The 19,407-nt window shown below is 62.3% G+C and carries 25 protein-coding genes; 10 read left to right on the top strand and 15 right to left on the bottom strand.

Going from position 1 to position 19,407, the window contains the following annotated elements:
* From C449_RS12120 to C449_RS12100, 5 genes are all read right to left on the bottom strand, one after another.
* Positions 1-543 (bottom strand): ArsA family ATPase (locus tag C449_RS12120; protein ID WP_006078311.1); only part of this gene is annotated, 543 nt, incomplete at its 3' end.
* A 7-nt stretch (positions 544-550) separates the two neighbouring features.
* Positions 551-847 carry a hypothetical protein gene (locus C449_RS12115; protein WP_006078310.1) on the bottom strand — a complete coding sequence of 99 codons (297 nt, stop codon included), beginning with the start codon at positions 845-847 and terminating at the stop codon, positions 551-553.
* Positions 848-924: 77 nt separating this feature from the next.
* Complete coding sequence (locus C449_RS12110) at positions 925-1,149, bottom strand: hypothetical protein (RefSeq protein WP_193790592.1); 225 nt, start codon at positions 1,147-1,149, stop codon at positions 925-927.
* Positions 1,150-1,252: 103 nt separating this feature from the next.
* Positions 1,253-1,660, bottom strand: a complete 408-nt coding sequence (locus C449_RS12105; RefSeq protein ID WP_006078308.1) for an SRPBCC family protein — start codon at positions 1,658-1,660, stop codon at positions 1,253-1,255.
* A gap of 14 nt (positions 1,661-1,674) precedes the next feature.
* Positions 1,675-1,995 (bottom strand): hypothetical protein, encoded by a 321-nt coding sequence (locus C449_RS12100; RefSeq protein ID WP_006078307.1) that lies wholly within the window; start codon positions 1,993-1,995, stop codon positions 1,675-1,677.
* Between the two features lie 114 nt (positions 1,996-2,109).
* Here C449_RS12100 and C449_RS12095 point away from each other — a divergent pair, with 114 nt between their 5' ends.
* The gene (locus C449_RS12095) at positions 2,110-2,289 is read left to right on the top strand and encodes a hypothetical protein (protein WP_006078306.1); all 180 of its coding nucleotides are present in this window, start codon (positions 2,110-2,112) and stop codon (positions 2,287-2,289) included.
* A 51-nt stretch (positions 2,290-2,340) separates the two neighbouring features.
* Entirely contained in the window at positions 2,341-3,015 is a 675-nt protein-coding gene (upp, locus tag C449_RS12090; protein WP_006078305.1) for a uracil phosphoribosyltransferase, read from the top strand.
* Between the two features lie 237 nt (positions 3,016-3,252).
* On the opposite strand, the gene C449_RS12085 is transcribed toward upp, so the two are convergent.
* The 3 genes from C449_RS12085 to hisB are packed head-to-tail and all read right to left on the bottom strand — an operon-like array spanning position 3,253 to position 4,993.
* Positions 3,253-3,900, bottom strand: a complete 648-nt coding sequence (locus tag C449_RS12085; RefSeq protein WP_006078304.1) for an IMPACT family protein — start codon at positions 3,898-3,900, stop codon at positions 3,253-3,255.
* Positions 3,897-4,400, bottom strand: coding sequence for a hypothetical protein (locus C449_RS12080; RefSeq protein ID WP_006078302.1), 504 nt, complete (start codon positions 4,398-4,400; stop codon positions 3,897-3,899). Before C449_RS12080 ends, C449_RS12085 begins: the two co-directional genes overlap by 4 nt.
* A gap of 8 nt (positions 4,401-4,408) precedes the next feature.
* Entirely contained in the window at positions 4,409-4,993 is a 585-nt protein-coding gene (hisB, locus tag C449_RS12075; RefSeq protein WP_006078301.1) for an imidazoleglycerol-phosphate dehydratase HisB, read from the bottom strand.
* Between the two features lie 131 nt (positions 4,994-5,124).
* Between hisB and C449_RS12070 the strand changes: the two genes are divergently transcribed.
* The gene (locus C449_RS12070) at positions 5,125-6,378 is read left to right on the top strand and encodes a DUF7350 domain-containing protein (protein ID WP_006078300.1); all 1,254 of its coding nucleotides are present in this window, start codon (positions 5,125-5,127) and stop codon (positions 6,376-6,378) included.
* On the opposite strand, the gene hisA is transcribed toward C449_RS12070, so the two are convergent.
* A complete protein-coding gene (gene hisA / locus C449_RS12065) occupies positions 6,379-7,107 on the bottom strand; it encodes a 1-(5-phosphoribosyl)-5-[(5-phosphoribosylamino)methylideneamino]imidazole-4-carboxamide isomerase (protein WP_006078299.1) in 729 nt (242 codons plus the stop codon).
* A gap of 131 nt (positions 7,108-7,238) precedes the next feature.
* Between hisA and C449_RS12060 the strand changes: the two genes are divergently transcribed.
* Both C449_RS12060 and fer read left to right on the top strand, forming a co-directional pair.
* The gene (locus C449_RS12060; RefSeq protein WP_006078298.1) at positions 7,239-8,444 is read left to right on the top strand and encodes an inorganic phosphate transporter; all 1,206 of its coding nucleotides are present in this window, start codon (positions 7,239-7,241) and stop codon (positions 8,442-8,444) included.
* 129 nt (positions 8,445-8,573) lie between these two features.
* Complete coding sequence (fer, locus tag C449_RS12055) at positions 8,574-8,963, top strand: ferredoxin Fer (protein WP_006078297.1); 390 nt, start codon at positions 8,574-8,576, stop codon at positions 8,961-8,963.
* A 554-nt stretch (positions 8,964-9,517) separates the two neighbouring features.
* Here the strand turns inward: fer and C449_RS12050 are convergent.
* A complete protein-coding gene (locus C449_RS12050; protein WP_049914128.1) occupies positions 9,518-10,213 on the bottom strand; it encodes a hypothetical protein in 696 nt (231 codons plus the stop codon).
* 91 nt (positions 10,214-10,304) lie between these two features.
* On the opposite strand from C449_RS12050, the gene C449_RS17860 reads away from it, so the two are divergent.
* Positions 10,305-10,886, top strand: a complete 582-nt coding sequence (locus C449_RS17860) for a hypothetical protein (RefSeq protein WP_152415709.1) — start codon at positions 10,305-10,307, stop codon at positions 10,884-10,886.
* Positions 10,887-11,215: 329 nt separating this feature from the next.
* Here C449_RS17860 and C449_RS12045 read toward each other — a convergent pair whose 3' ends face one another.
* The 5 genes from C449_RS12045 to C449_RS17850 form a co-directional block, all read right to left on the bottom strand.
* The gene (locus C449_RS12045; protein ID WP_006078296.1) at positions 11,216-12,337 is read right to left on the bottom strand and encodes a tyrosine-type recombinase/integrase; all 1,122 of its coding nucleotides are present in this window, start codon (positions 12,335-12,337) and stop codon (positions 11,216-11,218) included.
* A complete protein-coding gene (locus C449_RS12040; protein ID WP_006078295.1) occupies positions 12,334-12,819 on the bottom strand; it encodes a hypothetical protein in 486 nt (161 codons plus the stop codon). Before C449_RS12040 ends, C449_RS12045 begins: the two co-directional genes overlap by 4 nt.
* Positions 12,819-13,277, bottom strand: coding sequence for a hypothetical protein (locus C449_RS12035; RefSeq protein WP_049914126.1), 459 nt, complete (start codon positions 13,275-13,277; stop codon positions 12,819-12,821). Before C449_RS12035 ends, C449_RS12040 begins: the two co-directional genes overlap by 1 nt.
* Positions 13,274-13,543 carry a helix-turn-helix transcriptional regulator gene (locus C449_RS17855; protein ID WP_049914125.1) on the bottom strand — a complete coding sequence of 90 codons (270 nt, stop codon included), beginning with the start codon at positions 13,541-13,543 and terminating at the stop codon, positions 13,274-13,276. The genes C449_RS12035 and C449_RS17855 overlap by 4 nt, the downstream gene beginning before the upstream one ends.
* A 99-nt stretch (positions 13,544-13,642) precedes the next feature.
* Positions 13,643-14,854 (bottom strand): hypothetical protein, encoded by a 1,212-nt coding sequence (locus C449_RS17850; protein ID WP_152415708.1) that lies wholly within the window; start codon positions 14,852-14,854, stop codon positions 13,643-13,645.
* A 13-nt stretch (positions 14,855-14,867) separates the two neighbouring features.
* On the opposite strand from C449_RS17850, the gene C449_RS18685 reads away from it, so the two are divergent.
* The 4 genes from C449_RS18685 to C449_RS12010 all read left to right on the top strand — a co-directional run bounded on the left by C449_RS18685 (position 14,868) and on the right by C449_RS12010 (position 18,975).
* Positions 14,868-15,002, top strand: coding sequence for an AbrB/MazE/SpoVT family DNA-binding domain-containing protein (locus C449_RS18685; RefSeq protein WP_006078293.1), 135 nt, complete (start codon positions 14,868-14,870; stop codon positions 15,000-15,002).
* 172 nt (positions 15,003-15,174) lie between these two features.
* Positions 15,175-15,387 (top strand): hypothetical protein, encoded by a 213-nt coding sequence (locus tag C449_RS12020; protein ID WP_006078292.1) that lies wholly within the window; start codon positions 15,175-15,177, stop codon positions 15,385-15,387.
* A 139-nt stretch (positions 15,388-15,526) separates the two neighbouring features.
* Positions 15,527-15,850: a hypothetical protein gene (locus C449_RS17845; RefSeq protein ID WP_006078291.1), complete on the top strand. Its 324-nt coding sequence runs from the start codon at positions 15,527-15,529 to the stop codon at positions 15,848-15,850.
* Positions 15,847-18,975, top strand: coding sequence for a PriCT-2 domain-containing protein (locus tag C449_RS12010; RefSeq protein ID WP_006078290.1), 3,129 nt, complete (start codon positions 15,847-15,849; stop codon positions 18,973-18,975). The genes C449_RS17845 and C449_RS12010 overlap by 4 nt, the downstream gene beginning before the upstream one ends.
* The last annotated feature ends 432 nt before the right edge of the window (positions 18,976-19,407 follow it).

Below are 19,407 nucleotides of genomic sequence, written 5' to 3'. Positions count from 1 at the left end.
CTCGCGATCGCCGATCGCCGCGCGCTCGTAGAGATCGATGCTCGCGGTCCGCTTCTCGATGAGGCGGTCGATCCAGTCTTCGAGGAACTCGGGGAGCGAGAGCAGGCGGAGCGCCCCACCCGTCGGGGCGGTGTCGAACACCACGCGATCGTACTCCTCGGCGTTTTCCATCACGTCGATGAACCGATCGAACAGCGCCGCCTCGTACGCACCCGGGGTTTGGTGGGCGAGCTCGATCTGGCGATCGATCTCGTTGACCATTGCGGGGCTGACCTGATCGGCGAGTGCGCGTTTGGTCTCCATCAGATGCTCGTCGACCGCCTCGTCGGGGTCGATCTCCATCGCGTCGAGTCCATCGTGGCCCTCCACCGGGCGAGGCTCGTCGCCAAAGGGTTGATCGAACACGTCCGACGTGCTGTGGGCGGGATCGGTCGAGACGACGAGCGTGGCGAGTCCCTCGCGCGCACACTTGAGCGCGTACGCGCTCGACACCGTGGTCTTGCCGACGCCACCCTTGCCGCCGAAGAAGACGAATTTCTCCATCGAGGGCTCAGAAGTGATACTGCTGGCCTTTGCGCTCGACGAGCGTGCCGCGATCCCAGAGCCGGCGCTCCCAGCCGGCGAACTCGTCGGCGAGATAGGGGAGTAGCTCGGCGGTGTAGTACGAGATCGGGCTCGGGATCCCGAACGCGTCGGCGAAACACGCGAGCATGAACACGTCGTCGGTGTCCTCGGCTTCCTTCTCGATCAGCTCGAACGCCGGCCCCTCGACCATCCCGTGATAGAGGCCGTGGAGCCACTTCTCGACGATCTCCCGATAGGAGGCGATCCGATCTGCGAGCGTCATGTGTGCTCACATGCCGTCTGTCTACTTAAACCGCCGCGACTGCGGTCCGGTGGTCCGGCAATGCTTCTGATTCAGGCTCAGCACGCACACCCAGTCGAGGAGGGTGACCGTTCGAACTCCATCGCCTCCTCACAGTCGGGACACTCCGGCTGATCGTCGCCCGCCACGTCGACGTCCCGGATCCGCTCGTCGCAGTCGTGACACCAGTACGCGCCCTTCGAGCCGTCGCCTTTCCCACCGCCACGGTTCGCGGACTCCGAGGACGCTTCCAGCATCTCGCTGACCGTGCCGAGAATACCCATACCGTAGGTTCGATCGTGAAGAACATAAATCCGCGCGTGATCGTGCGCCGTCTCCACACGACCGTTTCCCCGGGGCAGCGCCGCAGGTGGTCCCCGAACCCGCTCACTCGACGGCGTTCGCGAGCTGTCGGAGTGCGCGCCGGAGTTCCCCGCGACGCTTCCACGCGGCCACCCGGTTGGTGAGTGCGGGAAGGGGTAGTCCGGCGCTCACGCCGGAGGTCATCCGGATGCGGGTGCCCTCGTTTTCGGGGCGGTAGGTGACGGTGGTTTCGAGCGATTCCAGCGGACCGTCGCCACGCTGTTCGTACACCAGGCCGTCCTCGCGGTTCTCGAACGCGAGCGCGAACTCAACACCCCGGGAGCCGGCGATCACGAGCCAGCCGTCGTCGGTATCCTCCACCTCATAGACGGTAAAACTCCCTTCGTACTCCACGAGCGACGCCGGGGTAAGCGCGCGTCCAACCGCTGCCGGGGTCGCTCTGACGAACCGCGACGCCGCCACTTCGCGCATGTCCTCCGTTCGGCTCACGGGACTAAAAGTGGCAGCGACAGCAACGCGAGCAGCGCAATGGTCACGACGATCGCGTAGAACAGCCGCTGGAGACGCGCATCGGCCGGTATCTCGCCCGCTAGTTCGGGTCGAGCGGCTCTGACGAGTCGGTGATAGGCCGCTCCCGTACCGAACGAGAACGCGAGCGCCGAAACGACGAGTCCCGCCTGTAGCGAGAGGCCGAGCGCCATGCAGTAGATGGGGCCGTACGAGAAGCTCACCAGGAAGGCGAACGACGCGACCACGAGGAACGGCACCGGGTCGACCGGCGTCCCGTGGCGATTGGTGAGCTTCACGCCAGCCGTTTGCGCTTGACTGTATACATCCTGTCGCCCCTCGTGTCGATCCCGAGCCGTCGACGACGGGTGAACGGAACAGAACTAAGTCGGCGCGCACACCATTCCGGACGAATGGCGTCACAGGGTGACATCCGGGTGCTGCTCGTTTTGGACCTCCTCCTCTCTGCGGCCTTCAGCGCCGTCGCGGTGTGGGGGCTCTCGGTCGTTGGCGTGCTCGCGTTCTCGTGGTCGACGGTCGGGCTCGCCACTCTGCTGGTGGCCGTGATCACGTATCTCGCGGTTCTCCGGTGACGAGCGGCGCGTGACGGATGATTTTAGATGCTCCGGGAGAACTCGTTCAGTATGCCTATCGAGAACCGTGATCCCGCTTCGCTCATCACGCACGCGCTCGCCCGAGACACGCTCTCACGACTCCGCAGCGTCGAGACCGAACAGGTCGCCTTCCGAAAAGGACTGGTGAAACTCGGTCGGATCTGTGGCTACGAGATCATCGACGGCGCGATGGAGACCGAGTACGTCTCGATCACGACGCCGCTGGCCGAAACCACCGGCGAACACGTCAAAGGACTCGACGACGTGGTGATCGTGAACGTGCTCCGGGCGGCGACACCGTTCGTCGAGGGTCTGCTGAAGGCGTTCCCGCGCGCGAAACAGGGCGTCATCTCCGCCGGCCGCGACGAATCGGTCGGGATGACCGACGGCGAGTTCCCGATCACGATCGACTACACCAAACTCCCCGAGATCACCGAAGACGACACCGTGATCGTCGCCGATCCGATGCTCGCCACCGGGTCCACGATGTGCCGGGTGCTAGAACACGTTCTCGAAGACGCGCCCGAGCCCGAGGATCTGTTCGTGCTCTCGGCGGTCAGCGCGCCCGACGGACTGCTTCGGGTGGGCGAACGGTTCCCCGAGGCGGACCTCCTCACGGTTAGCATCGACGATCGTCTCGACGACGACGGGTTCATCGTTCCCGGCCTCGGCGATGCAGGCGACCGCGCGTTCCGCACACAGTAATTCGGATTTCGACCGATCGGTTCCAGCGACTCCGGCTACCCAATCCTTTTTGCCGGCGGTTGGCGCGCGGGAGTGCGTCGAAGACGCGCGACTCGTGCGAGGTCTACACGAGCGTAGCGAGTGAGGGAATCGGTTGGGGAGGGCGTGGCCTACGGTCTTTCATTTGTCTCGTGGTTCGCGGTCGTGACGCAGTTCGTGATCGAACCTGTTCTGTGATTTAACAACCCTCGAATCCCGTCATTCTCCATCCGTTCGGCCGTCTTCCTGGCTCTCGTCGCCGGTATCGATCACCGCTCGTCCGCTAGTCGCGCTCAACACTCGCTCGCGGAGCGCGTCGCAGTCGGTCACCGGCACACGAACCCGGAACGCCACGCGTTCGCCGTACGTGGCCTCGAACTCGACATCCGATCCTTCGATGATCCCGCGGACGGTTCCTGAATCATCGTACTCGACCACGATCGAGACGGTTTCGTGTGGCTGTTCCTCCAGAATACCGGCGTCCTCGACCGCGAGCTTGACCGCGCGGCCGTAGGATCGCGACAACCCACTAACTCCGAGGTTGGTCCCGCCGTAGTAGCGTGTGACAACCACTACGACGTTTTCGAGTTTCTCGCGTTCCAAAACTGTCAGTGCCGGCTTGCCCGCCGAGCCGCCGGGCTCGCCGTCGTCGCTCGCGTACTCTCGGAGCGGGTCGGCCCGGACGCGGTAGGCGGGAACGTTGTGGGTCGCGTCCGGGTACTCCGAGTCGACTTCCGCGACGAACGCCTCCGCAGCGTCGACCGAGTCGGCAGAGGCGATGTGGCCGAGAAAGCGCGATCCCTGAACCTCGAAGGCGGCCTCGCCGCGCCCCGCGACGGTCCGGTAGGTCGCTGCCGTGTCGCTCATTCGAGTTCGAGCTTCCGCACGAAGTCGAACTCGCGGATTTCGGTCAGGACCGCGCCGGGCAGCGGCTCGTCGGTGATGACAGAGAGTCTGGGCTCGTCGGTGAACTCCGGGTCCTCGCTGATGGTCTGGCGAACGGAGATGTCGTGGGCCGCGATCGCGCCGGTGACGGCCGCGACGATCCCCGACCGCTCGGCGTCCGCGACCGCCACCGTCAGGACCGAGAGATCGAGCACCGGCGCGAGGTCTTTGAGGCTGGGGACCGCTGAGATGTTCCGGAAGATGGGGCGGAGCTCGTCGTCCGCCAGGAGTGCGTCGGTAGTCGAGTCCACCACTCTCCTGTCGACCCCGATCTCGCTGGCGACCTGGGTGTTCGGGATCTCGATCCCGCCCGAAACCACCCGGCCGTCGGCGTTGACAGAGAAGCCGCGTTCGAGTAGCAGTCTGACGACTGCCTGCTGACTCGGACTGCCCTCGAACTTCTCCATGATCTCGTCGAACATAGCACTACTTAGAGCGCGCCCTTCGTGCTCGGGGTTCCCTCGCGGCGCTCGTCGGGTCTGGTGGCGTCGTCGAGCACGCGCGCCAGTGCCTTGAACAGCGCCTCGATCTCGTGGTGGGCGTTCTCGCCCTCGATTCCGGCGTGAAGGGTCAGCCCGGCGTTCGTCGCGAGCGACCGGCAGAAGTGGGCGGCCATCGTACTCGTGAACTCCCCGACTTGATCCTGGGAGAATCGCCCGTCGAACCGGAACAGGGGTCGGCCCGAAACGTCGACCACCACGCTGCCGATCGCCTCGTCGAGTGGCACCTTCCGGTCGGCGAACCGTCGAATCCCTGTCCGATCATCGAGCGCCTCGTCGAACGCCTCGCCGAGGGTGATCGCGACGTCCTCGATGGTGTGGTGGTCGTCGATGTGGAGGTCGCCGTCGCAGGTCACGTCGAGATCGAACAGCCCGTGTTTTGCGAACGAATCGAGCATGTGATCGAAGAAACCGATCCCGGTCTCGACGGTCGACTCGCCGTCGCCGTCGATCGTCAGCGAGACTTCAACCGTGGTCTCGGCGGTCTCGCGGGTCACAGTCGCGCTCCGCGTCATGCGCTCACCTACAGTCGGACGTACAAGGCGGTTGTGCTCCGTCCGTCGAATCCTGGGAGTTCCTCCGGTTGCCACGACTGTCGACATTCGAACCAGAACCGGTATTTTCGTTCGTCACCAACGCGAGCCGAATGGATCGCCGACGATATCTTCGGCTCGCCGCCGCCTCGTCGGTCGCGCTTGCCGGCTGCTCGGCGACCGAATCCGGCGGTGAGCCGGACAGTTCATCACCGTCCAAGACTACGTCGGCGGAACCGGACACTGTCGCATCCAACGGCACGGTCCCCGATAGTGCTGACGACGGAAGCGATCGCGGCGTGTACGTCCAGCCGTTCGCGGAGTCGATGTACGTCGTCGGCAGGGGAGTTATGGGCGCTTCGGGCGGCACGACTGGTGGAAACGGGACGAACGGCACGGACACGATCGCCAGCACGAGCCGGACGAACACGACGACCTCCGGCACCACTGCGACGGAAACGTCCGACAAGAGCGACGCCATGCCGATCGCTGGCGACTACCGATTCGCGCTCATGTACGCCGCTCCGCACGTCTTCTGGACGATCAACGGCGTAGAAACCACGAGACAGCCCATCGAGCAGGGCGACTCGCTGCATCTCATGAGCGTTGTGTGGGACCCGAAAAGCGGGACGGTGCTTCCCGATACGGGGCTCTCGGTCGAGATCACCCGCGACGGCGATCTCGTGAGTGAGGAAGTGATCTACCCGATGCTCTCCCAGCGGATGGGGTTTCACTACGGTGCGAACTTCCCGCTGCCTGGTGACGGGAGCTACACCGCGAGACTCAGCGTGGGCGGAACGGGCGTCAGGCGGACGGGGGCGTTCGCTGGGCGGTTCGCGGAGCCGGCGAGCGTCACGATCGAGTTTCCGTTCACCGAGACGACACGCGAGCAGGTCGTCTCGCCGAAGGCCCCACGAGCCGGCGAGCCGGGCGCGATCGCACCGATGGCGATGGGTACAGTCCCGTCGGCGGTCGCCCCGACGAAATCCGAACTGGGTGGTGCATTCGTCGGTCGCGCCACGAGCGGCGACGCGGTGTTTCTCGTCACTCGACTGTCTCCGGACGAGAGCCCGCTCGACGACGGTAACCCCTACCTCGCGGTGTCGGCGCGGACGCCGTACAACAGTTTAGTGCTGCCCGCGATGGCGCTCTCGGCGACACTGGAACGCAACGGATCGACTGTCTTCGACGGGCCGCTGAAGCGCACGCTCGACTCCGACCTCGGCTACCACTACGGCGCAGCCGTCGACAGTGCGAGGCCAGACGACCGGCTCACGATTTCGGTCACGACGCCACCCCAGGTCGCCCGCCACGAAGGCTACGAGAACGCGTTTCTCGACATGCCGGCGATGCGTCTGACGTTGTAATCACTTGTCCGCGATGGCCTCGATGGCGGCGTCGAGCGTGAACTGACCTTCGTAGAGCGCGCTGCCGACCACTGCTGCGCTCGCGCCCGCACCCCGGAGCGCGCGGATGTCGTCGATCGTCGCCACGCCACCGCTCGCCACCACGGGGATTTCGACGGCGTCGACGAGTCGACGGACGGGATCGGTTTGGACGCCGTCGAGACGGCCCTCGACGTCGACGTCGGTGAAAAGGATCGCACCCGCGCCGCGTTGCTCGTACTCCACGGCTGCCGTCGCCGGATCGAGACCCGTGCCCTCGGTCCAGCCCGACACCACGACCTCGCCACCCTTGGCGTCGAGACTCACCACCACGCTCCCCGGGTGAGTCTCGCTGATTTCTGCGACGAGTTCGGGGTTCTCGACTGCGGCCGTGCCGAGGATCACCCGGTCGACGCCGCGGTCGAGCAGATCGCGCGCGTCCGCGGCGGTGCGGATGCCGCCGCCGAGCTGGACAGGGATATCGACCGTGTCGACGATCCGTTCGATCGCGGCGGCGTTCGCCCGCTCACCCTCGAACGCTCCGTCGAGATCGACGAGGTGAAGGGTGCGCGCGCCGGCCGCGACCCAGCGTTCGGCCGCGTCGATCGGATCGCCGTACTCGCGCCCGGTGCCGCGCTCGCCGCCGACGAGCTGGACCACCTCGCCGTCCCGAACGTCGACCGCAGGGATCACCTCGAACCCGGAGAACATGGGTGGAGATCGGACTCGTCGTTGTCTAAACCCACCGAAATCCGTCCCGGGGTTGGGAATCCTCTATAACTTATAGAATAAATCTATTTGGGTTAGAAAGAACTATCTGTCGGGCGATGATTCGTTCGCATATGGCGCTTTCCCCGCTCTTACTCCTCGGACTCGGTGTCGTGGTCTTCGTCGGGTTCAATATCGGCGGCTCGAACGTCGGCGTCGCATTCGGGCCGGCGGTCGGGTCGAAGTCGGTCTCTGCGACGGGTGCGGCGGCACTGATGACGGTGAGTTTCTTCGTCGGCGGCTGGACGGTCGGCCGGGGCGTCGTTCGGACGATGGGTGGCCGGATCGTCCCGTCGAGCGAGTTCACGCTCGTGGCCAGCATCGTCGTCCTCTTTTTCATCGGTCTCGCGCTCTTTCTCGCCAACGTCGTCGGCGTTCCTGCCTCGACCTCGATGACCGGCGTCGGCTCGATCGCCGGCCTCGGCCTCGCGACGAACACCTTGAACTGGACGACGATGGGCGAAATCGTCTCGTGGTGGATCGTCTCCCCGGTGATCGCCTTCTGGGTCAGTGGCGTGATCGGGCGGTACTTCTATCCTCACCTGAACCGGCTGTTCGCCGTCAAGCAGACCGAGGGCTCGCTGTTCGATCTCGATCGGTCGCGAACGCTGCCGCGGCCAACGCTCGGCACGAACACCACCGTTCGAGAACTCGTCGGCACGCTGCTCGTCGTCGTCGTCGCCTGCTATACGGCGTTCAGCGCGGGAACATCGAACGCGGCGAACGCGATCGCACCGTTGGTGGGGGCCGGAGCGCTCGACATCGGACCGGGAATCATCCTCGCGGGACTCGCCGTCGGTCTGGGTGCGTTCACGATCGGCCGTCGGACCATGGACACGATGGGGAACGATCTCACCGAGATGCCGCTGCTCGCGGCGCTGATCGTCGCAGTCGTGAGCTCGACGCTCGTGACGATGCTCTCGTGGTTCGATATTCCTGTCAGCGTCGTCATCATCTCCACGATGAGCATCGTAGGGCTCGGCTGGGGGCGGGCCACGCGAACCGTCACCGTCACCGACATCCGACAGGGAGAATCGCCGGCCGTCTCGGTCGACGCGCTCGCCACCGACGCCGACGGACAGACCGTGGGCGGCGGCGGGACCCCACCCGATCCGGAAGCGGAGCCGACCCCGATCGGCGACGAGACGATCGACGACGAGTCGACGGTGGATCTGTTCAAACCGGGTGCGAGCGCACGCGTCATCGCCATGCAGAACCTCGTGCCGGCGGTCGCGACCCTCACCTCGTTTCTGCTTTTTCGGTTCGTTCTGCTCTCCTGACCGCCGATCCGTGCCGCCGGTGGTTTCGTCTGTGAGTTCCACCCGATTTTTCCTGTATTTGTGCCGAGAAACACATCGACGCCACCGAAACAGCAAGGTCTAACAAGGCGGGGCGAGAATGCCGACGTGATGCCTACCGTAGAATACGTCAACTACGAAGTGTTCGACGACCAGGGCTGGGATCTCGAGGACGACGACCTCTTCGAGAAAGCCGAAGAGGCCGACCTCGGCGAGGAGGATTACGGCTCCCTCGACGTCAACGAGTCCGAGTACATCCTCGAAGCCGCCGAGGCGCAGGGCTACGACTGGCCGTTCTCGTGTCGGGCGGGCGCGTGTGCGAACTGCGCCGCCATCGTCAAGGAAGGCGAGATCGACATGGACATGCAGCAGATCCTCAGTGACGAGGAGGTCGAGGACCGCAACGTCCGACTGACCTGCATCGGCAGCCCCGCTGCTGACACCGTGCAGATCGTCTACAACGCGAAACACCTCGACTACCTCCAGAACCGCGTTATATAAACCCACTTTTTTAGACGGGGTCCTCCCTCGCGCCTGCGACGCTCGGTCGAACCCCGTCCAAAAACCTGGACTAAAAACACCCGCTCGTTCGCGCTTCGCGCTCACTCGCGGTAGAACTGCTGGCACTCACCGCGACCGCTCCACAACCGCTACCGCACAGCACCGTCCGAGCCCTCGGACGCTCCCGCTGGTCGCGTCCTCGCTCTCGATCCACCGAGGACCGCTACCGCCACCGCAGGCCGCACCGTGCCGCCACCGCGAACCGCACCGCCGCGCAGCGCGGCCGCCGTGCGAGCGTTTATCACCGAAGCCGCGACCACCGCACGGTATGCACGCGTTCAGCGACCTCCGGACGGCGGCGTACTGTCCTCGACAGTGTTACTATCGATGGCAAGACGACGACCGCGAACCGCCACCTGAGGTCGAGAAACGCCGTAATCTCGCCTTCCGGTACCCCGAATTCCTCGACGGGGCGGATCTCACGAGCCAGCCGATCTCCGTCACACCGACTCAGTACCGGAGCAGAAGTGCGAATCTATTAGTGCCTATTCCTCCTATCGCTGTTCAAGTTCGTCTCTAAGATCCTCATGTAGCTCATCTGCTCTTTCCCCTAGTTGGTGTAACTCGCCCAACTCTTCTTCATTGCGCTTTTCCATGATATCGATGGTATCTTCGAAGAATTCTTCTACATCGCTTCTATTTTTGATGACCCACTCGACAGGGTCAAAGTAGGGCTTTTCTATATGACCAAAATGCTGGTCAAAGTCACGGTCCTCGCCTTCTCGATGGAGTTCGTCAACTAAAACAACTAGCGATCTAGACCTGCTGAGCCTTGACGACTGAGCGTGGAGACGTAACACGTTTTCATGTTGAACATAATGACGCAATCCCAGTACCGTTCTTGATGATTCTTTTCCCATATACTCATTTTTCACATTCTGCAAGTCATCTCCAAATGATTGACCGACTCCGTTTTGAAGCGTAAGCTGTTGTTGAAGAAGCGTATAAAGACCGGAAAGATAGTGGTGAAGTCTCCTTTCTACTTCAAACACATATCCCTGTAATTCAAGCTGTTCTGTTCGCTCTGTTGTGTGTTGGACATCCTGCTCATGAATGTGTTTCAGGTCCTCATAGTCGCTTGTTAGGGTAGTGTGACGCCATCTGAATTTCAGACTTTCATTGATAATATCACGAGCCTCATGGTTTCGCATTTTCTCAAAAATATTCTCATGTTCATCACCGGATGGCATACGACCGTGTAGTAAATCGTCAGCAATAAATTGTGGTAGTACTAGTACTTGGCGAACAATGTCTCAGATAATAGAGAGTCGGTTCCGTGTTATGGAAATTGATGAAGCAGACGTAATGGTGAGTGACATTGCTGGTAATGGCCTTCCAGTTTATGTCAACAAAGAAAACAGCAGATATAGTGGTTCGCTACAGACGAAAGTTGATGAGCTACATCCGGGAAATGTAATCGAAGCAGAAATCCAAAGCGAATCAGTCACAAGACAGGATGACATCTGGAAGTTTCTCGAAATAAATGTGGTTGGTAGAACTAAATTTTACTTCATTGAGAATGCAGACATACATTCCTCTCACACATCGAATTTAGCAGAGTTAGCCAAGGATTCGGAGGAGGGTGGTGCTCGAACAACACTCTCATCGGGAGGAGATGTTGCAGGTTTCATCACTGTGAGTGTTGACAAGGGTGATATGTTCTGGAACAATCTGCGGGCCGGTGTCAATACTCACGAATTCGACATGCGAAACTTGGAAGAAATTGACAATCCACCATATGATATATTATACACTCGAAATTCTGATGAAGACATACTAGCTTTTTATCATCTAGCCATACAAAACACTGGTTTTGTAGATAGATTTCTCAGCCTGAATGATAACATCGTGTCCAACGTATGAATATTTAGTTAAACTCGCCTATGGTTACGTCGAAACCCCATATCCGACGCACTATTGGTTGTTAATGCGGAGCCACGAGAAAACGAGAACCCGCTAATACGTCGGCATATACCGCATCACTTCGACGGGCGGTAGACCCGTCTCGGCGGCGAGTTCATCTATCAACTTCTACGCCCGCCGGTCACGTGGAGTCTCCACCTCCGGGCTGGCGTACTCCGCCAGTGCCTCAATCATGAGCGCTATGTCGGCCAAACGCTCGTCTTCGGTGCTTTCGCGCATGGGAAGCGGTGGCCCCGTTATCGCGTAAAAAGCCTCGGCTTCCCTCTGAATCAGAAATTGAGCGTAAACATGCGTTCACGGTATAGCTGTTCGATGTCCTCGTAGTACGTGTGGATGTAGTAGTTCATCGCTCCGCGGTCGTCGTCCATCGGTGAGCCACCTACCACGTCCCCCCGCATGTAGTGGATTAGGTCGATGTTCACGTCCTGCTCAACCCGCCAAAAGGTGGTGAACCGATGACGACCGAAGTGTGACGTAACGGCGCGGTGGTGCTCCGTTTCATCGTATTCCGGATGAAACGCCTTTTTCCACAACGCATTGACGGTCTTCCGCTTCATTTGCGTGTGCTGCTCCGGCGCGAGGAACATCCACGGCTCACCGTTGTCAGGACGGGCGAGCAGGTAGTAGAATAGCGCACGCCGCGTCTCGTCATCGAGCGGGAGCACACGCGGGCGCTTCGATTTGTTCCCCTCGCGGTTGTGTGGGATGTAGACCGTGTTTTTGCGCCCGTCGAGCATCGGGTGAGTCCCGAGGTCGGGATAGTGCTTGCGGACTGCCTCGTTCTCGACGCTCACCTCCGGCAGCTTGATGTTCCGAAGCTCACCGGCTCGAAGCCCGAGCTTTAGCTGCGTGACGATTACCGCGCGGTCGCGGAGGTGTGCCACGTCGCCCACCACGTCACGGAGGTCATCAATCGGGAGGCGCGGCGGTTCCTTCCGATCCGGCCCGTCAAATGCCACTTTCGACCGCGCGAGCTTGAACGGGTTGTAATCGTGTGGGTGCGGGAACTGGGGGTCCTCCGCCCAGTATTCGTAGGCGGCGTTCAATTTCTGCAACTTCATTTTCGTCGTCTCGTCGTTGTTTCCCCGCTCGGTACGCTCGCGGTGGATGAACGCCTTGACGTGCTGTTCGTTCGGGCACGCCGGGTGACGCCCCTCCCGGGCCATGTGCTCGCGCCAGTGGCGGAACGCTGTCAGATACTTGTTCCGCGACCCTACGGCGAGATTTCGCGCGCCGAGTATGTCGGCGTCGAACAGCTCAAAGGGGTCAACGTTCGCCTGTTCGAATGTAGATGCGAACTCGGCGAGCGGGTCGGCTGACCGTCCGAACGCCGCCCCGAGTGCCGCCCGTTGTGCGTCGGTATCTGCCGTCGTGTCGGGCGTTTCGCTCATTCTCGGTCCCTCCGTCGACCTACTTTTTCGTCCCAAATCGCACGGCTGGCCGGTGCATCTGGGTCGGCGGCCGCCATGCGCACCGGCTGATAGACGTGCGGGTGGTCGGTATGCCAGCGTAGCCACTCGTAGAATGCATCTACGCGGACCCAATACCCATTGTAGGCGTATCCTACCGTGTATTCGTCAACCATCCACGACGCCCACGCTTCCACGTCCGCCGGCGTGGCGAGCGCATAGTGTCGTCCTCGTCCGTCCATGTGGTCTTTCCACACTTCGCCTGCGCGTTCGACCCGCTGCCGCGTATCTTCGGTCTTGTATCGGTCGCCGTTCGCGTTGATGAACTCCGCCCACACGTCCCGCCCCTCGTAGGCGGCCGCGTGTTGGTGGAGTCGCCGACGAGTCGGCACGTCGTCGAGACGCTTGAACACCCCCATCCGGTCGCGCGGGTCCGTCGATTTTGATTGCGCGGTCGCCGGCATTACCGGCCACCTCCCCGACCACCGCCGTCGCCGTCTGTGGGATAGTATTCGCCGTTCTCGGCACGGAGCGCGTCGCTTTCGAGGTCGTCAAGGTGACGGTTGACCCGCTCAGGGACGGTATCGACGATATGTTGAACTATCTCACCGAACTCCGCGCCGGGGTTGTTCTCGACGTACTCGCGGACGGCCGCCCGCTCGTCACCGTGTAGCTGTTCTTCGAGGTCGGCCACACGGTCGCGGGTCCGGTCGAGTTCGTCTTTCATCTCATTGCGCTGCTCGCGGAGCTCACGGTTAGTCTCGTCCGGCTCCACGCTCGCGTCGAACTTCTTGAGCCCGGCTTCTACCATCGATTGTATGAACTCACTCACGCTCATGTCGAACTCGTCGGCTCGCCGTTTCCAGCGGTCGTATTGGTCGGTCGTCGGATAGGCCATTGCAGGCTGCGTGTCACTGCTCATCCACCGTCACTCCCTTTGACCCACCATACGCGTCCACGTGCAGCGACTTTCTTGGTCCGGACTTCGTCCTGTTCCTTGAGTGCATTGAGTTTGTTATAGGCAGTTTTCCGCGAACTGCCGAGTTTGTCAGCGACTTCCGCTGCCGTCACTGGTTCACAGGGGTCGGTTAGACCTTCGAACACAGCCCGAACACGCTCTATTGGATATTCCTCAGCATAGTGTCCGTGTTCCTCCCGGTTGCGGTCTCTGCGCCCGTTTTCGGCCATACCTCATCATTATCCTCGAAGATAATAGTCATTGCCTTCGACGGTATTCGTTGCTAACCGTCGTAGGAACAGTTTTGATTTCTTTTTCGTGGCATCTGACTACACTGGAAATAGACCCAGTTCGCGGATAGCGTCGCTTACTGTCTCCCCACGAATTACCTCAAGCGGTCTCAACTGTCTGTACGATTCAGGAGCCTGGAGGTACTGAGAGAGAGCCGACCCATATGCTGTCGTTCTCCATTCCTCCTTGTTTCCGCGGAGTATGGGGCGTTCCGTCCATACGTCACGCTCTGGTGTATCACTACTGTTCTCTCCTTGCCCAGCTAAGTCTCGTGCGATTCCTGTCACACCGCCAGTCCACCTTCTATCTCCTTTCAGCTTCTCCGACACAGTTCTGGAACTGCTGTTCTGATTCTCGAATACACAAAGAAGGGTCTCTGTGCCCTCCGGTCCTTTTCCAGACTTATCGCAAATCCGACGTGCGTCCGCGCGAAGTGCGTTTATCAGCTGTTGCTTCGGAAGTAATTGGTTTTCCTCTACTATGGTCGCTACTGGTTTCGACTCCGCATTGGAGTTCTGTCGAAGATGCCTATTGACTTGCTGTACCAGCCAGTTTCTTGATTCTGTCTCGTCCAAGTCGAGGATTTCCTTAATGTACTCTCTTGCTGTCTCGCTGTCTTCCCACGAGTGTTTGAATGATTGTTGATTTTCTCGCCGTGTTTCTTCGTAGAATCTGATTTCCTCTCTTGCTCTTCTTGATAGTGTTCGAGAAATTTCATCGATAGATTCGAGCATACGTTCTTCATCGGGGTGTCTCCACACCCCTTTCATGAACCCCCATACTACTTCCCGCAGTATCTCATCAGTAGTGGTCGTTCTCAGACTTACTACGCGTGCTGCAGTTCGGCCGAGTTTCTCTCCCAGTCGCTCGGGGGCTGATGAGGAAGAAGAGACGCTCCCCGTGACCGTTCTTTGGGGCGGAGTATAGTCAAGCGGCGCGCTTCGGTCCTCTGGACGGATATCAAGCAGATGCATCCATCCGTCAGCCCAAGTTTTCCCCTCAAGATACTCCTCTCTGGTGAGCAGTCGGGTATCTCGGAATAATTGCTCGAATCGTTCAGGGAGTCCATTGACCTTTTCCTTGATTCGGTTATTGAGTTTGTCGGGTCTGTCGCTGTAGCTTCCTTCTACTTCATTGCCTTCGAGATAGTCCCTGTCCGTCTCGTTCAGCGGGCGTGGGTTCCCAGTCATATATAATAGGGTGTGGAAGTCGTGGCTTCCACTGTACTTGAATGTATCGTACAGGTACAAGGGGTAAGCGCAAATGCGCGCTACAAGACGACTCATCAACAATGGCAAAGTGACCATTCCGGTCCACATCAGGGACGAACTCGCCATTGGCGATGGCGACCTCGTTGAAATCGACGTGCAGGCTGTCGAGAACGGGAGCAACCAATGACGGTGCTCGCCGACGGAAGCGGGGTGCTCAAAAACGAGGAACAGTCGAACACGTCCGACGGCCCTGCTGGGTTTCAATCAGACGAGCCGTCGAACGCGTACGAACACGGACCACGAAACCGGACGATTCTCCCGGACACTCGGCCCGAGAGACGACCAGGGAAGACGGGTCCGTGACTGACACTACTCACTCCGAAGACAAGTCAGTTACTCCCCGCTCCGCCCGGCTCGCCCGCGACGCCCAAGGCGAACCGCTCGGAAGCGCGGTGTTCCTCGACGAGGACGACCTCCAGGCGCTCGGAATAGATCCCCGTGCCACGGATGCCGACCGCGTCGCCTACGCGGTTGAGGACGGGGTGCTCTGGCTCGACGAGGCAGACCAATGAGCCGGCCGCTCACCTGTGCCGTGTGCGGCGCTCGCGGCCGCATCCCCTTCGAAGTAGCCGACGAATCTACCCAGGACCTTCGGTGGCTGTGCGCTGCGCATAGCGGCCACATAGACGCGCTGCTCGGGAGGACGAGTGCATGAGCGACAACAACCCACCCGCCGCTCTCCACGGCACTCAGGTGCAGACAGCGAGCGACACGACAGAGCTGATGGCGGCGTTGCGGACTATGGCCTTCGGGACGGGTGGTGCCGGCGTGGGCTCTTCCAAGGGCGTTGACGGGCACGCCCCGCTATGCCAGTCGTGCGGGGTCAAGCGCCGCGTGGAGGCGACGACGCGGGTGGTGATGTCCGACCGGCCGCTGGAGGCGTACTACGTCTGCTCGGCGCACCGGACGGCAGCGCTCGCCGTCATCGGATCGCTCGGTGTAGGCACCCAGACGGACGGGGGTGCCCGGTCATGAGCGACTTCGAGGTGGTCCCCGCCGAACTCCGCGAGCGCGACCAGTGGCTCCTCTGGGACGCCGACAACGATGTGCCGCGCCGCCCGCACTGGCGCGGGGATTTCAAAATCTCGTGGAACGACCCCGACGACTGGCACTCGTTCGAGGAGGCCGTCGAGGCCGCCGACGAACGCGACTCGTGGGGCATCGGCTACGTGTTCTCCTCGGAGAACGACAACTACGCCCGCGGCCTCTACGGCGGTCTCGACCTCGACGGGTGCGTCGAGGAGGACCGGCGGCCGAAGGACTGGCTCCCCTCGCTCCAACCGTTCTTCGACGCCGACGCCTACATGGAGTTCTCGCCATCGGGCGGGGGCGTCCACATCCCGCTCGCCGGTCTCGAAAAGCCGGAGTGGTGGACGGACGAGCACTTCACCGACGACGAGCACGAGGGCGTCGAGGTCCTCGACAACAAGTTCTGCACGTTCACTGGCGACCGGCTCCGCAACAGCGGCGACGCGGTGGCCGACACCGGCCCGTGGGTCGAGGAGTGGTTACGGCAGGCCCACAAGTCCATTACCGACGATGACCCGCTGGCGGAGGGGCACGGGACGGCGGAGGGTGGTGTCGAGGACGCAATCCTCGAATTCGACGGCGGAGGACGGGCCTTCGGCGGCGACTGGTTCGACGCCGAGACCGCGGCGGACGCGCTCGACCACATCGACCCGGACGTGATGTATCCGACGTGGCGCGACGTCGGATTCGCGCTGCGCGACGAGTTCCCGACCGCGACGGCGCTCCGACTGTTCAAGGATTGGTCGCGCGCCGGTTCGAAGTGGGACACCGAGGCCGAGCGGCAGGCCGAGCGCATTGTCGAGGACTCGGCACCCGGTGGTGGGCGAACTATTGCCACGGTGGTCCACCTCGCCAAGCAGGGCGGCTGGGACGCTTCCGCGGCGGCCACCGGGACACAAGCGGACGGTGGCGTGGCCGCAGTGGTTCCTGAGAACGCGAGCGCCGGTGACGCTGCCGGCCCCGACCTGTCGGTTCCCGGGGGGTACCGCGGGCCGCTCATCGTCGCGGGTGACGGTCGTATTGGCGTTGATCATCCGGGCGACCCCGAGGACCCGGACAGCGAGGGCTTCTGGGAGGACGTCACCAACTTCTACATCGAGGCGCGAGAGTTCCTGCGCGACCGCGACGCGGGCGAGGTCTACGCCGACCTCACGGTCTACCCGGCCGATGCCGGCGAATCCTACGACGTGACGGTCCCGATGACCGCGTTCAACGAGGTGCGCTCGTTCAAAACCGAAGTCGTGAAAGACCGGACGACGACGTACACCAGCGGCATCGAGCGGCTGAACGACCTTCGGAAGTTCGTCGGCGAGCAGGACGCTCCCGAGCGCATCGGCGTCGAACGATTCGGGCTGTTCGGCGGCGGCAGTGACGATGACGGCGACGACCACGCCGAGTTCGTCGCGCCCGAGGGTGCGCTCGGCCCCGACGGCTGGCTCGACGACCCCGGCCACGCCTACGTCGACCAGGCCGTCGGACTCGAAACCAAGTGGGCGCTCGACCCCGACGACGGCGACGAGTTCGACGCCGACGCCGTCGCGGACGTGCTCGAAACGCTCCCGCACACCCGCGAGACCGACCGCCTACTGCCGGTTCTCGGGTGGTTCTACGCGAGCGGGGTTCGGCCGCTCGTCCACGAGTGGACTGGGGAGTTCAACCTTCTCAACATTACCGGCGAGTCCGAGTCCGGCAAGACCGCCACGCTCGGCCTGCTCTGGCGGCTGTTCGGTATGGACGACGACCCCCTCGCCGTCGGCGGCGAAACGAAGTTCACGATGATGCGCAGCATGACCGCCACGAACGCCGTACCAGTGTGGTTCGACGAGTACAAGCCGGCGACGACCGACCCGTGGCGCATCGACGCGCTGCATGGCCTGCTCCGGGGCGTCACCCGTGGTGGGACCGTCCAGCGGGGCAACGCCGACAAGACCACCGACGACTACACCCTGAGCGCCCCGGTCATCGTGAGCGGCGAGCAACGGATTCAGGGTGCTGCCGAGCAGCGGCGGTGCGTCATGACGACGTTCTCGTCGCGGGCTACCGACCCCGGCACCGACACCGCCCGCGCGTACAAGCGGCTCACGGGCGAGGGCTACCTCGACGACACCGGCGAGTACGTCACGGCCGACGCGCCTGACCCCCGCGAGCACGCGCTCGCGTACTACCAGTGGGTCGCCGGTCTCGACGGCGACGACCTCCGCGAACGGTGGAACGCGGCGGCCGCCGGCGTCGCCGGGATGCTCGTGAACGCCGGGTTCGATGACGGTCTCGGCGAGGCCGCACGGCAGGGGTTGCAGACCGTCGTGTTCGGCCTTCGACTCTACCGCGCGTTCGCGGGGACGGTGGGTGCCGACGTCGACGGCCTCGTGGACGAGGATGCCATCGAGAGCGCCGTCCGATACTCCGCGGCGGAGTTCGTCGGTGGCGGTCACAAGTCACACGTCGACACGCTCGTCGAGGTCGCCGCCCGGGCGGCCCAGAACGGCTACCTCGAAGCCGGGGAGCACTACACCGTCGTTCGCGACGAGACGCCGGAGTGCGAGGTCCGGGTGAACATGAGCGCCGCGTTCGACCCGCTCACGAAGTTCGTCAAGGACTACGACGTCTCGGCCGACCTCCTCGACGGGTTCGGCGACTACCGCGCACGGTTCCGCGAGGCCGCCGCCGCCGACGGTGGCTACATCACCGTTTTCGGCCAGAACAGCCCCCCCATCGGGCGAGCACTCGGCGTTCACGCGGGCCGGGCGTGCGACTCCCTTGATGGCTTCGAGGCGCGGGCGTTCGACGCCGAACCCGTCGCCGACCGGCCGAGCGGGGACAGGGACGACGACGCGGACGGTGGGGGCGGCGGGAGTGGCCCGTCGCAGGCCGACCGTCTCGAAATCGTCACCGACGCCGTGGCCGATCTCTGCGAGCGCGACGATGGCGCGGAGCACGCCCGCGTCGGCGATGTCGTCAACACGGCGATGGACGCCGGCGTCGACTCCTCGGCGGCCCACGCCGCGCTCGACAAGCTCGCCGAACAGGGTGACGTCTACCAGCCCCTCACCGGACAGTATCGGCTTCGCTGACCGGCGGGGCTGCGGGCCACGACCCCCGGATGCTCTTTTTCGAGGTGCGACGACGTGCCACCGCCGTGGTCGACCGGCACCCCGTTTTACGCCTTCGCGCCCGGTTTTACGTCGGCGTAAAACGAAGTGTAAAATCCAATTCGGTCGAAAACCAGAGGTAGCACCTCTCTACCTCCAACACAAATACCTATTTTACGGTTTTACGCCTATACTATACAGGGGCTACTTGCAGTCTCTCCCCGGAGAACGCCCACTCCTCTCACGTCTCTCCCCCATCTCGAATAAGCGTAAAACCGTAAAACGAAAACCCAAAGGCTGTTTTCGGGCGAGTAGGGCTTTGAAACGCCATAATCCGATTTGACGGGTGCCATAAATCGACGTGAATTCCCCGGTCGGGAGGCGTAAAACGCGATGGTCGGACCACACCGGACC

The organism is Halococcus saccharolyticus DSM 5350 (assembly GCF_000336915.1).
Lineage (GTDB): Archaea > Halobacteriota > Halobacteria > Halobacteriales > Halococcaceae > Halococcus > Halococcus saccharolyticus.
This window is presented reverse-complemented; position numbering and strand designations above follow the sequence as displayed.